The organism is Streptomyces sp. NPDC057743 (assembly GCF_042798755.1).
Taxonomy (GTDB): Bacteria; Actinomycetota; Actinomycetes; order Streptomycetales; family Streptomycetaceae; genus Streptomyces.
The window spans coordinates 114355-138243 of the sequence record NZ_JBHVJX010000016.1; the positions used below are offsets into that span (position 1 = coordinate 114355).

At 66.6% G+C, this 23889-nt stretch carries 20 protein-coding genes and 1 tRNA gene; 10 read left to right on the forward strand and 11 right to left on the reverse strand.

Going from position 1 to position 23889, the window contains the following annotated elements:
- Window positions 1-116 precede the first annotated feature (116 nt).
- Entirely contained in the window at window positions 117-1739 is a 1623-nt protein-coding gene (locus tag ACFVFQ_RS20055; protein ID WP_383417719.1) for an ABC-F family ATP-binding cassette domain-containing protein, read from the forward strand.
- Between the two features lie 65 nt (window positions 1740-1804).
- Here ACFVFQ_RS20055 and ACFVFQ_RS20060 read toward each other — a convergent pair whose 3' ends face one another.
- On the reverse strand, window positions 1805-2479 hold the full coding sequence (locus ACFVFQ_RS20060; RefSeq protein WP_383417722.1) for an HAD family hydrolase: 675 nt from the start codon (window positions 2477-2479) through the stop codon (window positions 1805-1807).
- Between the two features lie 352 nt (window positions 2480-2831).
- Window positions 2832-5876: a BTAD domain-containing putative transcriptional regulator gene (locus tag ACFVFQ_RS20065; protein WP_383417725.1), complete on the reverse strand. Its 3045-nt coding sequence runs from the start codon at window positions 5874-5876 to the stop codon at window positions 2832-2834.
- 530 nt (window positions 5877-6406) lie between these two features.
- On the opposite strand from ACFVFQ_RS20065, the gene ACFVFQ_RS20070 reads away from it, so the two are divergent.
- Entirely contained in the window at window positions 6407-8554 is a 2148-nt protein-coding gene (locus ACFVFQ_RS20070; protein ID WP_383417728.1) for a tetratricopeptide repeat protein, read from the forward strand.
- Here ACFVFQ_RS20070 and ACFVFQ_RS20075 read toward each other — a convergent pair.
- Together ACFVFQ_RS20075 and ACFVFQ_RS20080 are read right to left on the reverse strand one after the other, a co-directional pair.
- Window positions 8525-8983, reverse strand: a complete 459-nt coding sequence (locus ACFVFQ_RS20075) for a hypothetical protein (RefSeq protein ID WP_383417730.1) — start codon at window positions 8981-8983, stop codon at window positions 8525-8527. The genes ACFVFQ_RS20070 and ACFVFQ_RS20075 overlap by 30 nt on opposite strands.
- A complete protein-coding gene (locus ACFVFQ_RS20080; protein ID WP_383417733.1) occupies window positions 8964-10265 on the reverse strand; it encodes a hypothetical protein in 1302 nt (433 codons plus the stop codon). The genes ACFVFQ_RS20075 and ACFVFQ_RS20080 overlap by 20 nt, the downstream gene beginning before the upstream one ends.
- A gap of 508 nt (window positions 10266-10773) precedes the next feature.
- Here ACFVFQ_RS20080 and ACFVFQ_RS20085 point away from each other — a divergent pair.
- The 4 genes from ACFVFQ_RS20085 (at window position 10774) to ACFVFQ_RS20100 (ending at window position 13863) form a co-directional block, all read left to right on the forward strand.
- Entirely contained in the window at window positions 10774-11979 is a 1206-nt protein-coding gene (locus ACFVFQ_RS20085; RefSeq protein WP_383417736.1) for a helix-turn-helix domain-containing protein, read from the forward strand.
- Window positions 11980-12152: 173 nt separating this feature from the next.
- Complete coding sequence (locus tag ACFVFQ_RS20090) at window positions 12153-12359, forward strand: hypothetical protein (RefSeq protein WP_383417739.1); 207 nt, start codon at window positions 12153-12155, stop codon at window positions 12357-12359.
- Window positions 12360-12634: 275 nt separating this feature from the next.
- Complete coding sequence (locus tag ACFVFQ_RS20095; RefSeq protein WP_383417742.1) at window positions 12635-13117, forward strand: hypothetical protein; 483 nt, start codon at window positions 12635-12637, stop codon at window positions 13115-13117.
- Between the two features lie 83 nt (window positions 13118-13200).
- The gene (locus ACFVFQ_RS20100) at window positions 13201-13863 is read left to right on the forward strand and encodes a class I SAM-dependent methyltransferase (protein WP_383417745.1); all 663 of its coding nucleotides are present in this window, start codon (window positions 13201-13203) and stop codon (window positions 13861-13863) included.
- Between the two features lie 58 nt (window positions 13864-13921).
- Here ACFVFQ_RS20100 and ACFVFQ_RS20105 read toward each other — a convergent pair whose 3' ends face one another.
- The gene (locus ACFVFQ_RS20105) at window positions 13922-15292 is read right to left on the reverse strand and encodes a DUF3987 domain-containing protein (RefSeq protein WP_383417747.1); all 1371 of its coding nucleotides are present in this window, start codon (window positions 15290-15292) and stop codon (window positions 13922-13924) included.
- Between the two features lie 88 nt (window positions 15293-15380).
- Window positions 15381-16160 carry a histone-like nucleoid-structuring protein Lsr2 gene (locus tag ACFVFQ_RS20110; RefSeq protein ID WP_383417750.1) on the reverse strand — a complete coding sequence of 260 codons (780 nt, stop codon included), beginning with the start codon at window positions 16158-16160 and terminating at the stop codon, window positions 15381-15383.
- A 486-nt stretch (window positions 16161-16646) separates the two neighbouring features.
- Between ACFVFQ_RS20110 and ACFVFQ_RS20115 the strand changes: the two genes are divergently transcribed.
- Window positions 16647-17102: a hypothetical protein gene (locus ACFVFQ_RS20115; protein WP_383417753.1), complete on the forward strand. Its 456-nt coding sequence runs from the start codon at window positions 16647-16649 to the stop codon at window positions 17100-17102.
- Between the two features lie 453 nt (window positions 17103-17555).
- Here the strand turns inward: ACFVFQ_RS20115 and ACFVFQ_RS20120 are convergent, their stop codons facing one another.
- The 4 genes from ACFVFQ_RS20120 to ACFVFQ_RS20135 form a co-directional block, all read right to left on the reverse strand.
- Window positions 17556-18470, reverse strand: coding sequence for a hypothetical protein (locus ACFVFQ_RS20120; protein ID WP_383417756.1), 915 nt, complete (start codon window positions 18468-18470; stop codon window positions 17556-17558).
- 14 nt (window positions 18471-18484) lie between these two features.
- A complete protein-coding gene (locus ACFVFQ_RS20125; RefSeq protein ID WP_383417758.1) occupies window positions 18485-18835 on the reverse strand; it encodes a hypothetical protein in 351 nt (116 codons plus the stop codon).
- Between the two features lie 333 nt (window positions 18836-19168).
- Entirely contained in the window at window positions 19169-19810 is a 642-nt protein-coding gene (locus tag ACFVFQ_RS20130; RefSeq protein WP_383417761.1) for a hypothetical protein, read from the reverse strand.
- Between the two features lie 67 nt (window positions 19811-19877).
- Window positions 19878-20030 carry a helix-turn-helix domain-containing protein gene (locus tag ACFVFQ_RS20135; protein WP_383417974.1) on the reverse strand — a complete coding sequence of 51 codons (153 nt, stop codon included), beginning with the start codon at window positions 20028-20030 and terminating at the stop codon, window positions 19878-19880.
- Window positions 20031-20146: 116 nt separating this feature from the next.
- On the opposite strand from ACFVFQ_RS20135, the gene ACFVFQ_RS20140 reads away from it, so the two are divergent.
- Window positions 20147-20767 carry a hypothetical protein gene (locus tag ACFVFQ_RS20140; RefSeq protein ID WP_383417764.1) on the forward strand — a complete coding sequence of 207 codons (621 nt, stop codon included), beginning with the start codon at window positions 20147-20149 and terminating at the stop codon, window positions 20765-20767.
- A 5-nt stretch (window positions 20768-20772) separates the two neighbouring features.
- Window positions 20773-22044: a tyrosine-type recombinase/integrase gene (locus ACFVFQ_RS20145; protein WP_383417767.1), complete on the forward strand. Its 1272-nt coding sequence runs from the start codon at window positions 20773-20775 to the stop codon at window positions 22042-22044.
- Window positions 22045-22132: 88 nt separating this feature from the next.
- On the opposite strand, the gene ACFVFQ_RS20150 is transcribed toward ACFVFQ_RS20145, so the two are convergent.
- Window positions 22133-22220: transfer RNA gene (locus tag ACFVFQ_RS20150), tRNA-Leu, on the reverse strand.
- Window positions 22221-22549: 329 nt separating this feature from the next.
- Between ACFVFQ_RS20150 and ACFVFQ_RS20155 the strand changes: the two genes are divergently transcribed.
- Entirely contained in the window at window positions 22550-23875 is a 1326-nt protein-coding gene (locus ACFVFQ_RS20155) for a M20/M25/M40 family metallo-hydrolase (protein ID WP_383417770.1), read from the forward strand.
- Window positions 23876-23889 lie beyond the last annotated feature (14 nt).

Below are 23889 nucleotides of genomic sequence, written 5' to 3' on the forward strand. Positions count from 1 at the left end.
CGGCCCGTCCGTGACCTCGGCGTACGCACGGCGTACCCGTACCCCGGCCCCTTGCCGCGGTGTCTCCCGCTGCGCAGTTCGCACCCCACTTCGCGCACACCTCCCAGGAGACCCGCATGTCAAAGCCCGCCACCAGCCCCGCCGCCGTCGTCTGCACCGACACCGGCTTCGCCTGGCCCGACGGCACCCCCGTCCTGGACGGCTTCCAGTTCTCCGTCGGCCCCGGCCGCACCGGCCTGGTCGGCCTCAACGGATCGGGAAAATCAACCCTGTTGAAGCTGATCGCCGGCGAGCTGACCCCGACCGCCGGCAGCGTCAAGGTCGTCGGCGAGGTCGGCTACCTCCCGCAGCACGCCTCCCTCGACACCCACCTCACCGTCGACGAGGCGCTCGGCATCGCCACCACCCGCGCCGCCCTGCACGCCATCGAGAACGGCGACCCCAGCGAGGAGCACTTCACCGCCGTCGGCGACGACTGGGACGTCGAGGAGCGCGCCCGCGCCACCCTCGACCAACTCGGCCTGTCCGCCCTCGATCTCGACCGCACCATCGGCGAGGTCTCCGGCGGCGAGTCCGTCCTGCTCCGGCTGGCCGCCCTGCTGCTTGGCCGCCCCGACGTACTGCTCCTCGACGAGCCCACCAACAACCTCGACCGGCCCGCCCGCCGCCGCCTCTACGACGCGGTCGCCGCCTGGTCCGGCGTCCTCCTCGTCGTCAGCCACGACCGCGAACTCCTCGAACGCGTCGACCGGATCGCCGACCTCCGTGGAGGAGAGGCCCACTGGTACGGCGGCAACTTCACCGCCTACGAACAGGCCCTCGCCGTCGAGCAGGAGGCCGCCGAGCGGACGGTGCGCGCCGCCGAGGCGGATGTCGCCCGTCAGCAGCGCGAACTGACCGACGCCCAGACCAAGTTGGCCCGCCGGGTCCGCTACGGCAACAAGATGTACGCGCAGAAGCGCGAACCCAAGATCGTCATGAACGCCCGCAAGCGGGAGGCCCAGGTCTCGGCCGGCAAACACCGCGCCCTGCACACCGAACGCCTCCAGGAGGCCAAGGACCGCCTGGGCGAGGCCGTCGAGGCGGTCCGCGACGACGACGAGATCCGCATCGACCTCCCGCACACCGCCGTCCCCCCGGGCCGCACCGTCCTCACCCTCACCGGCCTGCGCACCCGCCACGGCACCCGCGCCGACCTGGACGTGCGCGGCCCGGAACGGATCGCCGTCACCGGCCGCAACGGCTCCGGCAAGACCACCCTGCTGCGCACCCTCGCCGGCCAACTCCCGCCGGCCACCGGCACCGCCGAGGTCCACGTCCCCCACCGCTTCCTCCCACAACGCCTCGACGAGGTCCTCGACGACGACCTCACCATCGCCCAGAACGTCGCCCGCTACGCCCCCGCCGCCACCAACAACCACATCCGCGCCCGCCTCGCCCGCTTCCTCTTCAAGGGCGCCCGCGCCGACCAACGGGCCGGCACCCTCTCCGGCGGCGAACGCTTCCGCGCCGCCCTGGCCGCCCTGATGCTCGCCGAGCCGGCCCCCCAACTCCTGCTCCTCGACGAGCCGACCAACAACCTCGACATGTCCTCCGTCCGCCGCCTGGTGACCGCCCTGCACTCCTACGAGGGCGCCCTCCTGGTGGTCAGCCACGACCCGCACTTCCTCCGCGAACTCTCCCTCACCCGCTGGCTGACCCTCGACCCCGGCGAACTCACCACCACCGCCCCGCTCTAACCACCGGTCGGTCGGCCCGCGAGGGCCGACCGACCGCCCCTCCCCTCCTCGCAGGTGCTTCCTCCCTAGAAGTGCCGCACCAACTCCCCAAACGCCCCCAACCGCAACACCTTCTCGTCGCGCGGATCCAACTCCTCGTGCTCCAGCACCCAGGTGTGGTCATGCGGGATGAACACCGCGTTCAACCCCGCCGAACGGGCCGGCAAAATATCCGACTTCGGCGAGTTCCCGACCATCCACGTCCGCTCCGGCGTCAGCCCATACGCGCGCGTCAGCTCCTCATACGTGGCCACGTTCTTCTCCGGCACGATGTGCACCCCCCGAAAGTGCCCCCGCAACCCCGACGCGGCCACCTTCCGCTCCTGCTCCTCCCGATCCCCCTTGGTCAATATCACCAACTCGTGCCGCCCCGCCAACTCCGCCAACGTCTCCGCCACCCCGGCGATCAACTCCACCCGATCCCCCGCGAACGCCGCCCCCCACCCGGCGATCCGCTCCCGCTCCGCCGCAGTCACCGCCCGCCCCCGCACCCGCTCCACGCACTCCCCGAGGCTCCGCAGAAACACCTTGCTCCCGTACCCCAACGTCACCGCATTCGCCGCCTCGATCCCGTCCAACACCTCCCGCACCGCCCCGCGCCCCCACCCCGGCCCCGCCAACCACCCCGTGAACTCCCCAATAACCCGCTCGAAGATCACGTTGTTCTCCCACAACGTGTCATCCGCATCAAAGATCAACACCACAATCCCCTCTCACCGTCCACGAACGGTGGGCACCCTACGCAGGAGGGCCATGCGCCTGCATCACAAATTGCTCGGCAGGGAGGGAAGTTGCTGACCGCGTGGGCCCCGGTGCGTCAGCCGCGGGCCACCTCACAGAGGGTGGCGGGAGCGACGGCTGACGCCGGGCGTCGTGCTGCGCGAACAGCTATGCGGGGTTACTGCGTGAGCTGGCCGTCGTGGCGTCCGAACCCCCGTACATGACCGAGGGGATGCAGGCGAGAGTCGCGAGGAGCACAGCCGCTAGAAGCGATTTCGTAGACATGCCGGTAGTGGATCACCGGCCTTGTGGATCAGTAAAATTGATGCCTCATCAGTAACTCTTGTTCGGTGTCGTGAGTCGTTGTTTCTCCCGGAGTTGCTCCAACGCATCCAGACTCTTCCTCTTCTCCTCCGGGTCGTGGATCTGCGTCGCGAGGGCGGCTGCCGCCTCTAGGTGGGCGGTACCGGAACGGAGATTGCCCAGACCGACCTCGGCGATGCCCAGGCAACGCATGGCCAGGGCCTGCTCGTGGGCCGCTCCAATGGTGTTGGCGAGGTCGAGCGCGCCGCGGTAGTGAACGACGGCCTCGTTGTTGCGCGCTGCCGCCGCGAAGGCCGTCGCGATCCCGATGAGTGCCAGGCATTCGTTCCTGCGGTCGCCCAACTGCCGGAAGGAGAACAGTGCTTGCCGGTAGAGATCCAGTGCCTGGTCCAGATCGCCCGGCACCTCAAGCGCGGAGGCAAAGGTCAGTTGGATGACGGCCTGGTCCCACCGGCTTCCGTTGGCCATGCTGATGTCGAGGGAGCGTTGCAGGGTACGGAGGGCGGAGTCGCGATCCCCTAAGGCCAAAAACAGGTCGGACATATTGTTCAGCACGCGTGACTCCTCCTGGGAGTCGCCCACTTCACGAAACCCCTTGAGGGCATCCTCGAAGCACTTCCTGGAGGACGTGTGGTGACCGAGGTATAGGTGAGTGATCCCGAGGTTGTTCTGTGATCGCGCGATCTGGAAACGGTCTCCGAGAGCCCTGCGGAGCTCCAACACGGTGTGTTGCCTCTCCAGTGCCGCTTCGAGCTGTCCCTGGTGCCAGTGGATCACGCCGAGTAGATGGATCGCCTCGGCCTCGGCCGCGATGTCTCCGGTGTCGCTCGCCAACGTCAGGGCCTGCTGCGCGGACTCAACGGCCTGAGGGTACCGCGCGGAGTGCGCCAGCGTGCCGCTCAGGTCGATCAACGCCCGTGCTTCCGGGCGGGATTCCCCTGATGCCCGCCAGTGCTCCACCGCATGCCGGTGCATCCGCTCCGCTTCGGTCCAATAGCCCTCGCCGTCCAGGAATCCCGCCAAGGCATGGGCGAGCCTGGCGGCCGTTCGCGGGCGCCCGTTGGCGCGCGCATGCCGTTCGGCGGTGACCAGGGCCGTGCGCTCGGCTGCCAACCAACCCTTGGCCTCCTGGGCACTAGACCAGCGGGGCAGCGGGGACGGATCCGCGGCATGCCGGATGTCGAGGCGATGGCGCAGCGGATAGATCAGTCGATCGGCACGGTCCGCCGCGTGCACGTAGAAGTCGACGAGTCGGGCGATGCTGCGGTCGCGCTGATCCGCGGTGTCCTCGGTGCGGGCGAGCGTGAGCGCGTACTCGCCCAGCAGGTCGTGGAAACGGAACCGGTCCGGCGCGGGCTCCTGAAGCAGGTGCGAATCGAGGAGCGTCTCCAGTATCCGTTCGGTTTCGTGCAGCGGCAGTCCGGTGAGCGCGGTGGCGGCGTGGAGGCCGAACTCCTGGCTGAGGTGGAGGCTGAGCGCACGGAAGGCGGACTGCTGCTCAACGGTGAGCGCAACGTAGGACATCTCGAAGGTGCGGGCGATCTCCTCGTAGGAGTCGCGGAATTCGCTGAGCCGGCCTTCTCCGCGGGACAGTCGTTGGATCAGGTGCGCGGTCGTCCACGAAGGCCGGGAGACCAGACGTCCGGCGGCTAGCTCAAGAGCCAGGGGCAGCTGCCCGCACAGCCGCACGATCATCGCGACGTCATGGGGATCATTGGCGCGTTCCGCTCCGACCAGCCGGACGAAGAGTGCGGTCGCGTCTTCGACGGGGAGCACGTCGAGCACGATGGACCGTATGCCGGGAAGCCCGGAAAGCCGCCGGCGGCTGGTGATGATGATCAGGGAGGGCGAACTGCCGGGCAGCAGTGGGCGCACCTGTTCGGGGCCTGCTGCGTCGTCCAGAATGATCAGGGCGCGGCGGGTGCTCAACATGGTCCGCCACAGCGAGCTCAACTCCTCCAACCCCTGCGGGATGCCGGAGGCCGGGACGCCCAGGATGCGCAGTAGCGCGGCGAGCGCGGCTTCCGGGGTGAGCGGCTCCGCACCGGGCGAATGCGCCCGTAGGTCGAGCATCAGTTGTGCATCGGGGAAGTGCTTGCCGAGCCGGCGCGCCGCGTGCAGGGCCAACAGGGACTTGCCGACGCCGCCCATTCCACTGATCGCTTGCAAGGCGACCACTCCGCCCTCCGAAGAGGGCGAGTGGAGAAGCGCCATCTCCTGTTCTCGGCCGACGAGTTCGGCATGACTGGGGAGGTTGTTGGGTACGGGCCGGGCGGCCATTGGCCGTCGACCGGTGAAGAGATCGTCAACGGGTGTATGGCGCAGGATGAGTTGGTACAGGCGCGTCAGGCTCTCACCCGGGTCGGCGCCCAACTCGTCGCGCAGCCGGCGCCGGGCGGCCTCGTACACGCGCAGTGCGTCGGCCTGACGTCCGCAACCGTAACTGGCCACCATCAGATGTCCGACGAGGGTCTCGTCGGTGGGGTGTCGTTCGACCAACGTGGTCAGTTCTGCCACGAGTTCGGCAAAGTGGCCCCTGCGCATATCGATGTCGATGCGGTTCAAGGTGGCCGCGAGGTGTTGCTCGCCCAGGGCTGCCCGGGTGCTCTCGGCCCACCAGCCGTTCAACCCGGCGAGCGCGTCCCCCCGCCACGTGGCGTCTGCCTCGTTCAACAGGGCCAGGGCCCGCTCGTCGTCGCCGCTGTCCGTCAGTGCCCTGGCCTGGGCGGCAAGGTGCTGGAATCGGTGGTAGTCGACCCGTTCCGGCTCCACATCGAGGGTGTAGGTATGGGTGTGTTGGATGAGATGATCCCGGCCGTCCGGGCCGCGCAGCCGCCGGCGGATCCTCGCGGCGTAGGCATGCAGACTGACGCGAGGCTTGGCCGGCGGATCGTCGTCCCATAAGTGGTGGGCGAGCGCGTCGAGGGTGACCGGCTGGCCCGCATCGATCGCCAATGCCGCCAGGACCAGGCGTTCTTTCGCGGAACCGAGCGGGTCGCGATGTCCGTTTGACCGCAATTCCACCGAGCCCAGAATGAGGATGTCAAAGTCCACCAGCGCCCCCCAATCGCCGGTCGCTCCCCGCTCACCTTGCAGCAAAGAATGACACGGCGTCACTGAGGCCGCCAGATATTCACCTGCCTTGGCGGGTAATCGCCCTGGGGTTTTGTCTCGTTCGGGGAACGGTCTATTTCGAACGCGATGCGGGTACTCCTCACCTGACCAAGCGAGTGGGCAGTCCTGCACTCCGTCGTGCGGACGGGAGGAAGGCGGCCGACGTGGATCCGGTGACCGTTCGGGAGCTGCTGTCCGTCCTGACCAGCGCCGCCGGAGAGGAGACCTGGCAGGAACTGGCCCGCCTCGCCTGCGCGTTGGGGACGTCACCGGCGCCCGCAGGCTCCCCACCGGACGACCCCGGCTCGCTCTCCCACATGGTGACGGCGGCCCGGAAAGCCCCCCACGACCTTGATCACCTCCATGCCCTCGCCACGCGCCTGGCAAAGGAGTCATGGTCCAGCCCGCCGTTCGCCCGTGACCTACGAGCATGGCTTGCGCAGACCGGACCGCCCCTATCCTTCGACGCCGTGAACACCATCGGCGGATCTGCGCAGCTCACCGGACCCACCCTGCAATCACGCGAGGTCCATGGCGGAGTCCATTTCCATCAGGTCACGATGTCGTCTGCGGAAAGCCGACTACCGGTCCCGCGTCAACTCCTGCCCAGCCCCTCACACTTCACTGGGAGGGAAAGCGATATCGCCGCGCTGGATGGATTGTTGACGGAAAAACGTCAGGTCGGCACGCCCTTCGTCGTGGTGGTGAGCGGATCCGCAGGAGTCGGGAAGACCGCGCTGGCTTCCCGGTGGCTGGGCGGTCTCAGCGAGGCCGGAGCCTTCCCCGACGGGCAACTGTATGTGGATCTTCGCGGACATTCGCCCGACGCCCCTGCCCGGCCCGGTGAGGTGCTGGGTCAGTTCCTGCGCGCCTACGGGATCGACCGGATCCCAGCCGCGCTGGCGGAGCAGGCGGCGTTATGGCGCTCCGTCACCGCCGGCCTGCGCGTCGCCGTCATGCTGGACAACGCACTGAGCGCCGCTCAGGTGCGCCCGCTGCTGACCGGCGCGGCCGGCGGAGTGGTGGTGGTCACCAGCCGCCGACGGCTCACCAGCCTTGGTGTCGACGGCGCCGCCTTTCACCAGCTGGGCCTGTTGGAGGGGCCCTCCGCCGTAGAGCTGCTGGCCCGCAGGATCGGCATGCAGCGGGTCGACCGGGAACGGGCCGAGGCGCAGGAAGTCGCAGCGCTGTGTGCCGGGTTGCCCCTCGCCCTGTGCCTGGCGGCTGCTCGATTGGCGGCGCGCCCCCAGCAATCCCTGGCCGCGATGGCCGGAACCCTCGGCGCGGACGGCGGAGCACTGACGGCCCTGCGCGCTGAAGGAGAAAGGGCGGTACGTACCGTGCTGGACGAGTCGTACCGGGCCCTGCCGCCTGACGCCGCGCGTGCCTATCGGTGTCTGGGGCTGGCGCCCGTCGTGATGTTCGACAAGACCGTCGCCGCGTCTGCCTGCGGACTGCAGCTCGGCGAAATCAGCCCGCTCCTCGATGAGTTGATCGAGAACAATCTCGTCGACGATCTCCCGGCAGACCGCATCGATGGTGCCGAGCGTTTCCGCATGCACGACCTGGTCCGGGCGCACGCCAAAGAGACCGCTGCCGGTACGGACTCGCCGGACGATCAACAAGCCGTCGTGCGCCGGATCGTGGATCTCTATCTGGCCAGGGCGACGGCCGCCGAGGCGTTGTTGACCCCGAGCCATCACCGGCTCCGCCGCCGCTATGCATTCCCCCCGGATCCACCGCCGGCGTTCGCCGACGAGACCGCGGCCTTGGGCTGGCTGGACTCCGAACGCTCGAACCTCATGGCCATGGTGCGCATCGCGGCGGAGCGGAACTGGCACTTGGCCGCCTGGCAATTGGTGGATGCGATGTTTCCCTTGTTCCTGCGACTGCGGCCGTACGACCTGTGGATCGAGGCACACGAGATCGGGCTGGCCGCGGCGCGCCGGGACGGTAACCGGGACGGCGAAAGCCGGATGCTCACCTCCGGCGGCGTAGGGCTCCGCAACGCCGGACGCCCCGACACCGCCGTGGACTGGTTTGGCCAGGCGCTGGAAGGCGCCCGGAAAAGTGGTGACCGCCGCGCAGAGGCCCAGGCGTTGCACGGCCTGGGGCAGTCGCACCTGCTCGCAGGCCGGTTGGAAAACGCGGCCTCGTACTTCACCCTGGCGCTCGCCCTGCGCGAAGAGATCGGCCACCACCGCGGAGCAGCCCTCACCCGACTGTCCCTCGGCGACCTGGCCCTGGCCGCGGGCCGCCCGGCAGATGCGATCGAGCCGCTGACTCGTGCACGTGAGCAACTCCTCGCCCAGAACGACCCGTACGACGCGGCCAGAGCGCTTGCCCTGCTGGGCCGGGCCCACGCCCAGACACCCGACGACCGCGATCGGGCCACGCACCTGCTCGACCAGGCACTCGCCGAGTTCACCGCCACCGGCTCGGTCCACTGGCAGGCCCGCGTATGGGAGTTCCTCGGGCAGACCGCCGAAGAACGCGGAGATGCCCTCCGGGCCAGGGACTGCTACGAGCACTCCCTGGCCCTGTACGAACCCGTCAGCGAAAGCGACGCCGGGCGGCTGCGGGCACGATTACCCGCTGCCGGTACGGATCCCGCTTGACGAGGTCGCGAACCGATACGTCCTTCCGGCACACAGGAACACCGCGGACGCCAACCATTCCAGCGGCAGCAACGCCGCCAACCATGCGTGCAGCAACGAAGCGAGCAGCGACTGGTCCCCGCCGTGCGGCGCCCGGTCACAACGGACCGTCGTCGTGACGCGGGCGCCGGTGCGCACGACGGCGATGCACCGCGAACCGCCGCCGTGGAGCAGTACGAAGAGGCAACCCGGGTAGCGGCTCAACAGCCGGTTCGCCAACCGCAGGCCGCCGGTGCCGTACAGCACGTCGGCGCACTGGCGCGCGGTCTCATCGGCACAGGTGTCGAGATCGACGACGCAACAGTCGTGATCGGGGGCGATCACCGCGGCGCGGGCACCCACGAACAAGAGGCCGCTCGCCGGACTCGGCTCAGCCGTCATCGTGTGCATGCGCGCACCCCCCACGGCCCTTGCGGTGGCGCCCGTTGCCCCTTCGGCGCAGCGAGTGCCCACCTCGCGCCCCGACGAGCGGCTTCGGAGGCGGCAACACCTCCGTCGCCGGCTCGTACGCGGGTTGGCCGATGCCGAGGAGCCGGTAGATGAGCCGTCGCATGTTGCGATTGAAGCGGCCCGGTTCCGAGGAGAGGCGTTCCGCGATGCGCGCATAGTCCTCCGCCGGGTATTCAGCGGCGGCGTAGGCGAGTTGCTCGGTGAGCGGATGTGCTGGCGACAGCGCGGGGGCGGCCAGCGCCAGCGAGGCACCGGGCGAATCGGGGTTGACGTCGTGTTCGGGGAACCTGGCGAGCAGGATCGCCGCCTTGGTCATCGTGGCGTAGAGCGTGACCGACCCGTGGTCACCGATCACCCAGTCCGCTGCGATCAGTGGGGGACGCCAGTCCACCTCTTGAGGAAGCACCGTGATGCCGAAGCGTCGACACGTCGCGAGCCAGGCATCCACCTGCCAACTGCCGTGGCCCGCCCAGACGTTCGGGTGCACCAGGATCGCGGTGCGGTAGACGTGTCGCGGCAGTTCGGCCAGAAGCCGGGGGAGCAGGGCGTCGAGCCGGTTGAACGATGAGCCCAGCCCCCAGGTCGAGGTGACGAGCACCAGCTTCTGACCGGCCTTTAGCCCCAGGGCGTTCCGGTACCGCTCTCGAAGCGAGAGGCTCGCCGCGATCCGGTCGTAGCACCCGTCGCCCACCACCTCCGCAACCGGAAGGGCCTCGGGGCACGAACGCTCCAGCTGCGGCAATTCGTCACGGTGCGCCAGTCCGAGCGCCTTCGGCACAACCTTGCCGTCCCACATCAGGTACTTGCGCCCCAGGCCCCCTACGCTCCGCGGGCTTCCCGGCAGGTCGTCCGCCACCCGGGACAGCTTCACGTGCCCCGCGCCGTGCGGCAGCCGGATCAGCGGGGCACGAACCTGCTCGGTTCCTTGGGAACCGGCGGCCAGAGCGAGATCGAAGTCGGTGCTTACGGCCTGCTCCCAGGGCAGCACGGTCGCCCCAAGGGCCTTCAGCAGGCGGTCCGCTCCACTGTTGAACGCGTGCGGAGCGAGGGTGAACGCCACCTGGACCCGCAGATCGGATTCCAGTAGCGGCAGAAGGTCGCACAGCCGCTTCCCATACACCTCGGTGTGAACGATGAACAGGATCTTCTTGCACCCGGGCAGCGTCAGCCACTGGCCGGGGTCCCTCCGGACGGCCCCCGTGGGCCCGATGACGGTAGACATGTTCCCCCAGTCGTCACGTTCGGTCGGTCTACGGGGGACATGCCCGCCTCATGGAACGGAAGGCTTGCCTGGGGCTGGACGAATCCTTGCAGCGCACGTCGGAGCCTTCGCATGCCGCTGGGAGGAGGCAGTCGGCCGTGGGCCAAGTCACATCTGCCGACGCGCACGATCATCCGGCCCGACGGCCACTCTCCGTTGCAGGAAAAGCAAAAGACCCCAGATCCGAAGATCTGAGGTCTGATTGCCTTGTGGTGTCCGAGGGGGGACTTGAACTCTCCACTCGGACCACCAGCCCATTTGGTGGCTGACCTGCAAGAACGTTCCCTCTGGGGGCCCGCTCGGGACTCCAGAGTTGGTCATGCTCACCTGCTGTTTCTGCCTGTTTCGGACCGCTGTTGGTCATGCGTTGGTCACGTGACCAACCCAGGCCGTCCGGCGATCTCCGACGGCCTGAGCGGTGCGGGCGTACCGTAGCTCCAGGCGCTTCACTCTCCCGACAGGCAGGGCCATGGCGACAACACTTGGGGAACGGCTGGTCGAGCTGCGCATGCGGCGTGGTCTGACTCAGGAGCAGCTTGCCGAGAAGGCGCTGCTAAGCGTGGACACGGTGCGGAAGCTGGAGCAGAACCAGCGGATGACCGCACGCATGACCACGCTCAACAAGTTCGCACGGGCTCTGGACGTGGAGACCTCCGTGCTTCTCGGAGCCCCCCGGGTGCTGGAGCCGAGCAACGGAGCAGAGCCGCCGAGCCTCCTTACGCTGCGACAAGCGGTCACGCCTCTCTCAGGATTCCCCGGACTCGGCGACCTGGAGGGCGCACCACCTCCGACGATTGCTCAACTACGCGACAGCATCCGAAGCACCGAACGCATCCGTCGCCAAGGCGAGTTAACAAAGATCACCGCCCTACTGCCAACACTGCTGGCCGACGCTCGCGCTGCCGTCCATGAGTACACGGGTACCGACCGCGCAGCAGCCTACGCAGTGCTCGCTGAGGCGTATCAGGTAGCCGCTACAACCCTCACTGCGTTCGGCAAGGAGGATGCGGCCTACACGGCTCTGGAGCGGTCCATGGCTGCGGCACAGCAGTCCGACGACCCGCGCTTGGAGATCATCGGTGTCTCCTCCCTCTCTTGGATCTTCTCCAAGCAAGGGCGAGTGGCGGACGCCGAAGAGGTCGCGGTTCGGATGGCGGAGCGCATCGAGCCCGGTTTCAGGTCGGCCCCCATCGATCTGTCTCTGTGGGGGATTCTCTTGCTTCGTGGTGCCAGTGCCGCAGTCCGGGCGGAACGCACTGACAGTGCCGAAGAGTTGCTCTCGCTAGCCACGGCGGCGGCCGCGCGCATCGGTGTTGACCGCCTCGACTACGCAACCCCCTTCGGCCCGACGAATGCTGGAGTCGCGGCGGTGAACGCGTACGTGGACATGGGGAAGCCGGACAAGGCTCTGCGCCATGCCAAGCGCATTACCAACGTGGCTGGCCTGCCTCCCACTTGGCTTGCCCGGCATCATCTGGACCGGGCCCTGGCATACGCGGAGATGAACCGCGACTCCGAGGCGACAAGGGCCCTGCTCGCTGCTGAACAGACAGCCCCTGAGTGGATGCGCTACCACTCCACGTCCCGGCACCTCGTAGCGGAGTTGCGGGAACGCGAACGTCGCCGTAGTTCCCCCATCAGGGATCTAGCAGTTCGCTTGGAGATCGAGAGGTAACTAGGACGCTACGTCCTACCTGATTTGAGCACTCGCACACCCTGTCCCTGGGCTGAGATCGCGTCCGGTTGCACCGTATCTGCAAGAGATGAAGCGGACCGGAGGCATTGAGGATGACGAACTCACCTGGGCTCAGGACGGCCCCCGTAGCGGACTGGAAACGGGGCGCGGCGGTGTTCGATCGGGGAAGCCAGTTGGTGGGCGTGGTCCACGCGCAGCACGGCACGAAGCTGACCCTCACGCGTCCTTCAGGGCTTCGCTGGCACACCCGCACCGTGGCCGTCCGTGCCGCCAACGACCGGGAGTTGATTCAGCTCAGAGCCCTGGTCAAGCACAACCGTCATGTGCGCAGCCTCGCCTCGCTCGGTGTCAGTCGGTGAGCCGATTACGGGGCTGGAAGGTCAGCCGCGACGGGTCGTTCTGGGGCGGAATCCTGGCCCTGCTGACGTGGGGAACAGCCGTGGCGCTCCTGGTCATGGCGGCTGCCGGGAAGCTCGCCTCAGCGCATCCATGAGTTCCCGTTCCCCACTGGTCAGTGAGGCTCCCCAGCGGGGAGCGGGTCAAGCCCCGGTCGGTCGCATGCCACCGTGAAGCGGAGTCGACCGGCCGGGTCAGCAAGTGCAGTGCACCACTCCACAGCAGGAGGAGACGCACGATGAGCACAGCAGTTCACACGCGGACCCGTGATCCGCGCATCATCCTCAACGCGGTACAGGAACGCGTGCCGCATCTGGTCGCAGACGTGGACGTGGCCGACCTGTGGGAGCGAGAAGTCGCGCTTCTGCTGCGTGACAGCGTGGCCGTTCGCAGCCTGGCCGAGCGCATCCTCGGCCAGGGCATCGCGTACCTGATCACCGCCATGGAATGCCCCGGCGTGGACATGGGCGTCGGCAAGACCGTGGACGTAGGCGTTCATCAGCTCATCCTCGACACGCCGCTCTACTTCGCGCTGTGCGAGGAGTACAACAGCGGGCGGTACAAGCACCACGCCCCGCTGATCGAGCGCCGCCGGGACGGCACCGTGATGCGCACGGCCGAACTGCTGCGCAAGAACGGCTTCACCGTCGATGACGAGCTGTGGGAGGTGGACGCGTCCGACTGCTCGCCGTGTGACAACAAGGTCCCCGACAGCCACTGACACGGGACTAGAGTGCCCTCGCCCCCAACTCCGCACGAGGGGCGGGGGCACCCTCTTGCCCGCCCCGACACAGAGGAAGCCCGTTGCCCGCACGACACGACATCGACAGCGAACGCGAACTCTGGGACACCTTCGCGGAGAGCACCAAGGACAAGGTGTTCGAATCCGATCCCGTCTTCTGCTGGACGCAGTACAGCGGGCATGGGCCCGGCCCCGAACTGCTGGGAGATCCGGCAACCGCACTGGAAGTCGGATGCGGCACGGGGCGAGCGCTCGCCTACCTCGCGCAGAAAGGCGTGAAGACAACCGGTGTGGACCTCTCGCCCGTCATGGTCGCCAACACCACAGAACGGTGGGGCCCGTTGGGAGCGCGATTCGTCTGCGCTGAAGTGCTGGACCACTTGAGCAGCACGACGGAGACGTACGACGCTGTGTACTCGATCTTCGGGGCCGTGTGGTTCACCGATCCGGCCAAGCTGCTTCCTTTGATCGCTGAGCGGTTGAACCCTGGCGGTGTGCTCACGTTCTCCCACCCCCCGGCCATCCCCGGCGCGTACGGCCCGCAGGGTATGTACAAGGGTGGGTTCGCGGGCAAGGCCATGTACACGTACCGCTACAGCTACACGCCCCGGAAGTGGGAAACCCTCCTACTCAAAGCCGGATTCAAGGAAGCGGACGTACAGATCCTGGACGCTCCGGAGAACGATCACATCGGAACTCTGATCGCCCGTGCCCAGGTGGCCTGAGCATCGAAGCAAAGCAACGAGCCCCGGTCCCAAAGGGCCGGGGCGTTTCTTTGGTTGGTTAGAGCAGAGCGAGGAACGGGTTGGAATCGGTAGTCGGTTCCGAACGCTTCGGTACGAGCGCGACTTCCGGGGGCGGGGTGGTGGTCGGGCGGTAGGCGTCCATCTGCACGACCGTGGCACCATTCCGCGCAGATTCGGCCGGCCGCTGGATCGGGACCTCCGGTTCCGGTACCTCAGCGTGATGGGAATCGTCACCGCGGAGCGTGAAAACGGTGGCAGGACGGCCGCTCTTCCCCGACCGTTCCACGGTGACGACGATTCCAGGCAGCGCCTTGACCTGGGCTGCGGTCGCCCCGACGTACGGGAGCACCTGAGACGAGGTTGCCCGACCGCCCTGCATCTCGATCCGGGCCCGGACCTTGTCGCCGAGACTGAGCGGCTGACGCTTCACCTTCGGAGCGTCGGCCCCCTTGGTGATCCGGACCGCGTCTTGGACGGAGCGGCGGACGAGTGAGAACGCCGCCGACAGCATCTCTTCCGTGATGACCTCGGAGCACTCGGAGGCGGCCAGGCAGGCCGCGACCCTCAGCGTCTGCTCGGCGGTCCTTTCGATGAACACCGCCTGAGTTTCCGGCAGGGTCTCGCCCAGGATGCGGGCGTACCGCCTGACGAGCCGCCACAGGGGACGGGCGTCCTCGGCGAGTGTGGTCACGCGAGGTCGAGCGGTAGCCCACGCGTAGGCGGCGGACAGTTCCGAGCCGTCCACCTTGGGCAGGCTCACGCGGTCGTCATCCAGCATCGGCACGGAACCGAGCAGGAACGGCAGGATGCGGTTGTACGAGCCGCCCGCCGCATCGCTGGCGGACAGGTTCTTGACCCATTCGGTAGGCGTGATGTGGCAGTGCATCACCAGGGCCGGAGACTCGACTACCTGAGCCTCTTCCTTGGTCGTGTTGCGCAGCGGTGCCCCATCGAAGCAAGACCTGAGCTTGCCTGTGAATGACGCATCCCGCTTCACCCTGCGCAGCGATTCACTCCACTCCTCCTCACACACGAACACCCTTACGTCACGGCCTTGTTCAGTGTCCGCCGTGGCCTCTTGCTGCTCCCACAGATGGTTGACGAGACTCGCCCCGGACGTGATACCCGAGGTGGTGTGGGTCGCCAGGAAGCGGCCAAGGGCCGGGTTCATCGCGTGCTGCGCGGCCCGGAGCGCGGTCCCCTTGCCCCTGCCCGTTCCGGCCACCAGAGCCGACCACAGCAGCACCGGACGGGCGTTGCCACGGGACGACACCGTGACCGTGCCACCGATGGCGGCCGACCACATCGACAGGGCCGCCACGTACACCCCCAGAGCGTCCGTTTCGAGGAGCGGGGCGATCTTGCGGACGGCACGACCGATGGGGCCGTACAGAACAGGGGTGCTCATGCTGCCTCTATCTCGAAAAGGGTTGCCTGGGTGGCCTGTGGCCGGGGAGGCTGGGCGCTGAGGGCGCCCGGCACGGTAGGCGCGACACTCAGGCCGCGAGGGCTTTTCCCCCGGCGGCGTCCCTGTGCGCCACCTCGAACGCGTGCTTCACATGAAGTGGGATGCGCCCGCGATCCGGCACCGTGTACCCGTTGGTCCTGGCCCACTGGCGTACCGCTCGATTCCTCTCGCGGTCGCTCATGCCCGAGCGGTCGACCTTGGCAGGCTCGGGAAGGGGGTCACCGCCTACGAACTCCCCCGCCAGTACGGCCGACTCGAAGCGGCCCGGAGCGCGTACGTCCATCACGGGAAGACTGCGTTCCGCAGCGTCTCGAAGCTTCGTGCCGTTGCGGTCGCCCCCCTCACCCAGGAGGAGTAGGACCGTGCTGTCATCAGCGCGTCCAACTACCTCGTAGCCCAGGTTCCGCACCGCCTCACGGGCCGACTCCCAGTTGTAGCCCGGCACTTCCCCGGCCAGCATCACGGACCTCACAGGTTCAGGCTCGGAGGCATCAGAGTCCACCTCATCGACTCCGTCCCCTTCCGACTGCACTGTCGCTTCGGGCTCGGCCTCGGCCGCGACAGGGGCAGGCTCGGCAACCATCACAGGATCCGGCTTGGCCTCAGAGTCCGACTTGTCAGCCTCCGGCACGCCAGACCCGAGAGCATCCACCAAGTATTTGGCGAAGGTGAACCGGTGATCCACACAGAGGTCCCAAGCGCGGTGCCCCAGTGTCAGCATCGCCGTCGCCTCTACCTCGCTGCCATCGCGGGCAATATGCGCGTCGCAGTATCGGTGTTCGACGGGGACCAGGACGGTCTTACGCATGGGCGGAATCCTTTGATTCGGGTCGGCCAGGGTGAAGTCGCTTTGTGGCCGGAGCGTTGCTCTGACGGCCATCCGCATTCGATCTTGCGGAACTGATCTCATCCTGCATCAGAAAAACCCGAGAACAAGTCCAATTCGTCGTGACCTGCATCACATTCATGCATTTCAATTTCGATTGGAGGATGGGGCTAATCCGAGTTGAGAAGAGGAAAGGACCCACCGGGGGTGCCTTCCACCGACCGTGTACGGGTATGAACTTTCAGTCGGCCTCATACAGGTCTAGTGGGCGACAGCACGTGCCCGGCAAAGCGTCACTCGCATGAACGGAGTCCGCTCTCGCCGAGGGCGCATAGGCGCCGCTGCAAGCCTGGTCCGCACGCCTACGCGCCCCCTGGCACACCTGGCTGAAACCCGACCCCCGCAGGACACTCCGAGCATTGCGGCGCCATCGCACCCCGGCACCGCAGCCTGGAGAGGAGCAAGGAGATGAAATCCATACACCCCCGTCTCGCAGTCACAGCCGTATCGTTCGCCGTCACCACCCTGTTCACCATCGGGCCTGCCAATGCGCAGGGCCTGACGATCGAACCCACGCTCACGGTCACGTTCGTCAACTTCGGTGTCACTAGCAATGGCGGCTATGAGACTCTCAAAGGCATCCTCGCCAATACGACTATCGGGGACATTCAGAACTTGGCCGTCCTGCTGAACAGCTTCGGGTTCCAGGCGGCGGGCACGAAGAGGTTTGTCGCCACCCGCTCTGACAGTGATTTCTTCGACGACAACCCTACAAACCTGATAGGCAACCCACCCAGGCGCGGGGAGCTTCAGGTGACCGTCACTGACCTGGAGACCAGCGGCGTGACACCGGTCGCCACCGCGACTCTTACTCAGACTCTGACCTGTAACCTGGATAGCTCGGGCAACGGGACGTGCAGCTGACACATCAGCCATAGGTTCCGGCAGGGGGCATATCGAGCCACGACAGCAAGGAATCCCCTGAGAGCAGTGGGGGCTTCCGTCTCGATTAGATTCGTCAGTGGGCCTTCACGTACGCCTCGCGCACCTCGGTCAGCCTCTTCCGTTCCTCACAGTCGACGTTCGAGCCTTTTAGGGACCCAATGGCCCCTCTACAGGTGGCCTGCCCCACTCTTTCCGGCTAACCCATCACGGTTGATGCTGGATGACACCTACGTTATTTGTGCCGGGTTCTCTATATGTCCATGGGTACAACAGAAAGGCCCCCTCCAGTGAAGAGGGGGCCCTTGAGGAACAGTTACTTGCTGGCCTTCTCGTAAGCCTCGCAGGTGTCGACACGGCTCCTCGATAGCAGCCTGACAGTGCACGCATCAGCTATGCGTGACTTCAAGGCACGCATACCGTGCGCTTGCAGGGTCAGGCTGCGGCGCCCCATTCCACGGCCGCACGGACGATGCCCTTGGTCGGCTTGGACTCGTCAAAGGTGTTGTCCGCCTTCTTGGTGTCCACCTGCGGATACCGCACGATCTTTCCGCCGTAGAGGTGGAGGGTGTCGATGTAATCGGCCCGGTACTTCTCCGACTGGCCCTCACGGAACCCGCTGAACTGGCTTGCGTAAGTGGCGAACTCCTTGTGCCCGGCCACGATGTCCACGCCCTTCGGCATGGCCGTGGTGGACAGGACGGCGAAGCCAGCGAGACGCGCCACGACCCCGTTCGCGGTCACGCCGCCTTCGCCGTACGCGGCTGCGTTGGCAACGGCCGGGTGCTCGATGAGGTACCGCTTCACGCGGGGCGAGACGACCACGTACCGGCCCACCGGGATGTCGTTGTCGTCCAAGGCCAGCATCATGTCGAGGACCGCGCTGTAGAGCGCTTGGGGGGCGTTCGTTGCTGCCACCTTGACATTCGGCAGGGCCGTGGCGCCCTTCGCGATGATGTTGCCCATGAAGGTGTCGGCCTCGCGGGCCAGGGACCGAATCATCTGCTGATTGATCGGAGAGTTGAGGTTGCCGCTGGCGAGCTGGATGCGCTCGGCGTCCTCGATGAGGACCTGGAGGTACTTGGCTTCGGTGATGGGGAGCTTCTGGTCAACGGTCTCTGGCCGCTGGGCGGTCATGCCGTCCGGGAGCTTGTAGTCCCCAACCGAAGGCCGCAGAAGTGAGTTGATGTGGACTACATCGCCCTTCTTCCGGATATTCCCTTCGTACTTGTTGTTCGAGACGATCGGAGAAGCCCACACCAGCAGCGGATCGAACTGCGTCAGTAGGTCGGCATCCCAAATTTCCGGGACGAAGGTATGGCTAGCAGCGTTCTGGTAGGCAAAAGTCATATGGGTACTCCTGGTTAGCGCTTACGGACGTCGAGAGAGACACGGTGAGTGGGTGCACTGTGGACGCCACGGTGAAAACCGGTGCCGACAAGCTGCTGGTACTCGGGCTCGGCAGGCTTCAACGGCTCAAGTGCCCTGGCGATGACCTCGGCTGACGGATCGCCGTCCTCACCAAGGAGCTTGGAAGGGTCCAGGTAATCGGTGAAGCCCTGGGCGAGGTTGATACCGGCCTGGGCTGCGTGGGCTCTGACCTCGGCCTGGACGAGCTTGGCCGCGTACTCGCGCTGGACCTCGGCCCGGACTGAATCAGAATGGTCGGCCGGCACCGGGGCCGGAGAATGGGAATCGGCCTGGGGGTCGCTCACAGGCGACACCTCCTCAAGACCTAATCAAGCTAGGAAGTAGAAGCAGAAAGGGCCGCTCTCAAGGCGGCCCATCACCCTCACAAGAGGTCAACGTAAGAGAAACACTGCCCCCCTTACCCCCCGCTGTGGACGAGTTCAGCAGGAAGTAAGGGAGGAGTCTTCTCTACATTGTCCCCCTCACAGGGAGGTGTCCGCAGAGCCTCATGACGACTTAGGAACTGCCCGGCCCGTAGGCCGTGCCAGAGGCACACCGCCGAGTGTGCATGGCCCCGGAGGATCGCTCCTCCACTAGCTGTGAATTAATGCGACACAGCCGAAGCAACCCCCTACTGATCACGACCTCGCCGTGTTGACCCTGCCCCATAGCTGCCGGTACCCCGTCAGGTCTTGGTGTCGCAAGCCGGGGAAGTCATAGACCAAGTTCCTGTTCTTCCCCACCCGAATTCCTCGGTACCTCAGACGTCGTGTGCGGGCCTTGGCGGCCTTCTTGTGCGCCCCGCAATGCCTGGGTGGCCTACCGGCCTTACAGGGTGCCTCAGCGACGTACAGCGGTTCATTGCAGCCACTCCATCGACACGTTTCCGGAGGGAAGTTCCTGCGTTCCATGACGAACCCTGAGCCGTAGCTGGGCGTGATGGCGGTCCCCTCAAGCAACTGTGAGAGGGTATCCGCCGCTTGGGCCCCAGGGCGCTCCTGCATCAGCTCTTCCGTCGTGTGGTGTTCCACTTCGAGGTCGCACTCGGGCAGGGAGGCGACGATGGAAACTGCCGCCAAAGGGACCGAGCCGGTGTGAGCCGCTGCTATGCGGTCGAACTCCGTCTCCTTCCGTCGCGGCCATGAGCCGGGCCATACATCCCAGACTTCGTCGCCAGCCGCCTCAAGAAACGCGTCTGCCTTCCGCTCCAGCTTCTCCCGTTCCTTGTCGTCGGACGGCGGAATGATCTCGTTTATGTAGTCCTCCGGTGAAGCTCCCACGCAACCCTTTCGGAAAATAAGAAAGCCCCCGGTTGCCTCGGGGGTCTTGCTCGTCGCGCTATTCAGGTCAGTTCTGCTGGTCGAGCCACTTCTCCAAGTCGACCGGACGGCACCGGAGCGACTGCCCCACCTTCCGGAACGGAATCTCCTTGCGCTTCCAATTTCCATACACCCAAGACTCGGGAACGTTCAGGTAGTCGGCCACGTCGTCAACGGTCATGAGCTTCAAGTGCACTGGGCTCCTTCACTGGCCGGTGGGCGATGGCTTCGCCCTGTGGCTGTCCGGCCTGCTGACAGTTTCACCTATGTCGAACTTGTTGCGCCACGTTCGGAGTGGTGGCGATCCTCACACTTTCCGAACTTGCTGCATCAGGTTCGTTGGGTGCTAGCCTCGATCTTGTGAACACACCAACACCACACACCCCAGAGTGGCGGCGCGACGGCTCAGAGATCGTCTGGACGCAGTTCTACGGCCCATGGCGAGTCCAGGCACGCTGCCCCGTAAACGCGCCATTCAACGGCCCCTCTGAGCTGACCATCAACCTCAATGTGGGCGGGGATCCGGAGGTCATCGGCAGGCTAATGGACGAGGCCGAGGAGACTGATGGCATCCCCGCCAGTCTGCTTCGTCAGATCCCCTTGGCGGAGATCAAGGCGGGAGCCCGCGCGGCGCTCGCCAAGCAAGAAGACCGGGCGATGAACGACCCATACCCAGTACCCGCCCGCTGCCGCACGGAAGAGGACTACACGCTCCTCGTCGCCGAACTGGCACGGATGCGCGCCACCGGAACCACTGCCCCCCAGGGCGAGCTGGCCAGTCGTTTGGGCATCGGCAAAGCCACCATGTCCGAGCGCATCAAACGATCTAAAGAACTCGGCCTATGGGACGGGCAGCGACTCACCCAGAAAGCCTCAGCGGTCCTCACGCGGTGGCACCAGGACCAGAAGGGCAACTGACCTACGTGGCGAAGCGCGGAAACGGGCTCGGCGGTACCCCGACGGAGATCAAGCGGAAGGGCCGACCGAACACCTGGGGCGTACGCGCCCCGCTCCACCTCAACAAGGCGACCGGCAAGAAGGGACGCCCCTGGATAGGTCGCGACTACCCCACCAAGACCGCAGCAGAGAAGGCGCTTCGCGCCTGGCACAGCGACCACGAGGCAGGCAAGGTCACTCTCCGCTCGGACATGAAGTTGGGTGACTGGCTCGACAAGTGGCACAGCAACCTCAGGAAGGAGGGAACGACCGTGGCCGGGTACGAGACGAAGATCCGCCTGCACATCAAGCCGCACATAGGCGACGTGAAGCTGTGTGAGGTCACTGACGACACCTTGGATGATCTGTACCGGATGCTGGAAACCGTCCCGTGCCCCACCAACAAGGGCAAGCCCCTGGGTGCTAAGAGTGTGCGGCACATCCACAACATCCTGTCCGGCGCCCTCGGTTCGGCCGTGCCCAAGCTGATACCGGCCAACCCGGCGGCGACCGCCAACCCGCCGACAGGCAGGGAGATACGGGCGCAGGAGCGCGATTTCCCGACCGTGGACGACGACCAGACCAGTCGGTTCCTCAGTTCGGTGTGGGAGCCGTGCGGGAACCGGGCCTGTGACGACGGACTGACTCATCACTGTCTGCGGGATGCTCCGCTGTGGACCGTCTACGCCGCCACCGGAGTGCGGCGCAGTGAAGCCCTGGGCATGAAGTGGTCCCTCATCAACTGGGCAGAGGGATCCATCGAACTGGGCTGGGTCGTGGTCGAGGAGGGCAACACCTACCGGCTGCGGAAGCTCACTAAGGACGGCGACGCCAACGCCGTGATCTACGTGGATCAGTCCGTCATGAACGTTCTGAAGTGGCAGTGGGAACGTCAGCAGGCGGAGCGCAAACGCCTCGGTGCGGCCTGGGTGGACCACGATCTCGCCTTCGCCCGGGACGGCTTCAAGCTCTACCGGGGCGAGGGTGGCGGACCGCAGGACCCCGAGAAGGTCTCGGCGCGGTGGCGCACCCTGCGCACGCGGCTGAAGCTGCCCGAGGACTTCCGGATTCACGACTGGAGGCACAGCAAGGTCACGAACGATCTGGAGGCCGGGGAGAACCCCGTCGAGGTCTCCGCGAACGTCCGGCACCACTCGCCGGGCTACACGATGGCCCGCTACGGCCACTCACGTAAGAACGGAGCCCGGAAGCTTGCCGCCTCCGGTGCCAACAGGCTTGGCCTGTCATCCCTGGTCTGACCAGGCAACTCTCTGGGCCGTTGGTCACGTGGTTGGTCACGCCACGCCCCAGAAAAGCAGAAAACCCCTGATGAACAGGGGTCTCAGCTGGTGTCCGAGGGGGGACTTGAACCCCCACGCCCGATAAAGGGCACTAGCACCTCAAGCTAGCGCGTCTGCCATTCCGCCACCCGGACAAGGTGTCTGTCGTTGCGGCCTCCGGGCCGTTCCGACGAGGAAAACAATAGCAAACCTTCGGGGGTGGTCGATCACGGGTGGTCGGACCCGGGGGCACGCCTGTGACCAGGGCATGTCGGGAGTATTGCGGCCTTGGGCGAAGCGGGCGCGGGGTGGAGGATGGCGGTGGACCCCGCCGCGGGGGCCTTCGGGTGCACCGCGGCCGTGACGCACGAGGAGGCACTGTGAGCGAGCACAGCATGGGGGTCCCTCCGGCCGAGGGCTGGGGGAGAACCATCGAGAGGTGCGAGCCCCGCGTGTGCGGGGCCGAGCGAAGCGAGGTTTCAGCATGAGCCAGTCGCAGCCGACCCGTACGGTCACCGGCGAGGACGAGGTCGTCGATCTGTGCCGCGACCTGATCCGGATGGACACCAGCAACTACGGCGACCACTCGGGGCCCGGGGAACGGGTCGCCGCCGAGTACGTCGCGGAGAAGCTGGCCGAGGTCGGCCTGGAGCCGCAGATCTTCGAGTCGCACAAGGGGCGCGCCTCGACCGTCGCGCGGATCGAGGGCGAGGACCGTTCGCGGCCGGCCCTGTTGATCCACGGGCACACCGACGTGGTGCCGGCCAACGCGGCCGACTGGACCCACCACCCGTTCTCCGGCGAGGTCGTGGACGGGTGCGTCTGGGGCCGCGGTGCGGTCGACATGAAGGACATGGACGCGATGACGCTGGCCGTCGTGCGCGACCGGCTGCGCACCGGGCGCAAGCCGCCGCGCGACATCGTGCTGGCGTTCCTCGCGGACGAGGAGGCCGGCGGCACCTACGGCGCGCGGTACCTCGTCGACAACCACCCCGAGCTGTTCGAGGGGGTGACCGAGGCGATCAGTGAGGTCGGTGGGTTCTCGTTCACCGTCAACGAGAACCTGCGGCTCTACCTGGTGGAGACCGCCCAGAAGGGCATGCACTGGATGAAGCTGACCGTCGCCGGCACGGCCGGGCACGGTTCGATGATCCACCGGGACAACGCCATCACCGAACTGTCCGAGGCGGTCGGCCGGTTGGGGCGGTACGAGTTCCCGGTGCGGGTGACCAAGACGCTGCGGTCCTTCCTGGACGAGCTCGGGGACGCGCTGGGCACCGAGCTGGACCCGGAGAACATGGACGCGACGCTGGCGAAGCTCGGCGGGATCGCGAAGCTGATCGGCGCCTCGATGCGGAACACCGCCAACCCCACGCAGTTGGGCGCCGGTTACAAGGTCAACGTGATCCCGGGCGAGGCCACCGCGCACGTCGACGGCCGCTTCCTGCCGGGTTACGAGGAGGAGTTCCTGGCGGACATGGACCGCCTCCTGGGGCCGCGGGTCAGGCGCGAGGACATCCACGCGGACAAGGCGCTGGAGACCACCTTCGACGGCGCCCTGGTGGACGCCATGCAGTCGGCGCTCCAGGCCGAGGACCCGATCGCGCGGGCCGTGCCGTACATGCTCTCCGCGGGGACGGACGCCAAGTCCTTCGACGACCTGGGCATCCGCGGGTTCGGCTTCGCGCCGCTGAAGCTGCCGCCGGAGCTGGACTTCGCCGGGATGTTCCACGGCGTGGACGAGCGGGTGCCGGTGGACGGTTTGAAGTTCGGCGTGCGGGTTCTGGATCGGTTCATCGAGCAGAGTTGACCGTCTTTCGTCTT

What these genes read in the sequence shown, in the direction of transcription:
- ACFVFQ_RS20055 (WP_383417719.1), top strand. Translation starts at nt 117, where the DNA reads ATGTCAAAGCCCGCCACCAGCCCCGCCGCCGTCGTCTGCACCGACACC.
- ACFVFQ_RS20075 (WP_383417730.1), bottom strand. Translation starts at nt 8,983, where the DNA reads ATGCACACGATGACGGCTGAGCCGAGTCCGGCGAGCGGCCTCTTGTTC.
- ACFVFQ_RS20080 (WP_383417733.1), bottom strand. Translation starts at nt 10,265, where the DNA reads ATGTCTACCGTCATCGGGCCCACGGGGGCCGTCCGGAGGGACCCCGGC.
- ACFVFQ_RS20085 (WP_383417736.1), top strand. Translation starts at nt 10,774, where the DNA reads ATGGCGACAACACTTGGGGAACGGCTGGTCGAGCTGCGCATGCGGCGT.
- ACFVFQ_RS20095 (WP_383417742.1), top strand. Translation starts at nt 12,635, where the DNA reads ATGAGCACAGCAGTTCACACGCGGACCCGTGATCCGCGCATCATCCTC.
- ACFVFQ_RS20105 (WP_383417747.1), bottom strand. Translation starts at nt 15,292, where the DNA reads ATGAGCACCCCTGTTCTGTACGGCCCCATCGGTCGTGCCGTCCGCAAG.
- ACFVFQ_RS20110 (WP_383417750.1), bottom strand. Translation starts at nt 16,160, where the DNA reads ATGCGTAAGACCGTCCTGGTCCCCGTCGAACACCGATACTGCGACGCG.
- ACFVFQ_RS20115 (WP_383417753.1), top strand. Translation starts at nt 16,647, where the DNA reads ATGAAATCCATACACCCCCGTCTCGCAGTCACAGCCGTATCGTTCGCC.
- ACFVFQ_RS20120 (WP_383417756.1), bottom strand. Translation starts at nt 18,470, where the DNA reads ATGACTTTTGCCTACCAGAACGCTGCTAGCCATACCTTCGTCCCGGAA.
- ACFVFQ_RS20135 (WP_383417974.1), bottom strand. Translation starts at nt 20,030, where the DNA reads ATGACCGTTGACGACGTGGCCGACTACCTGAACGTTCCCGAGTCTTGG.
- ACFVFQ_RS20155 (WP_383417770.1), top strand. Translation starts at nt 22,550, where the DNA reads ATGAGCCAGTCGCAGCCGACCCGTACGGTCACCGGCGAGGACGAGGTC.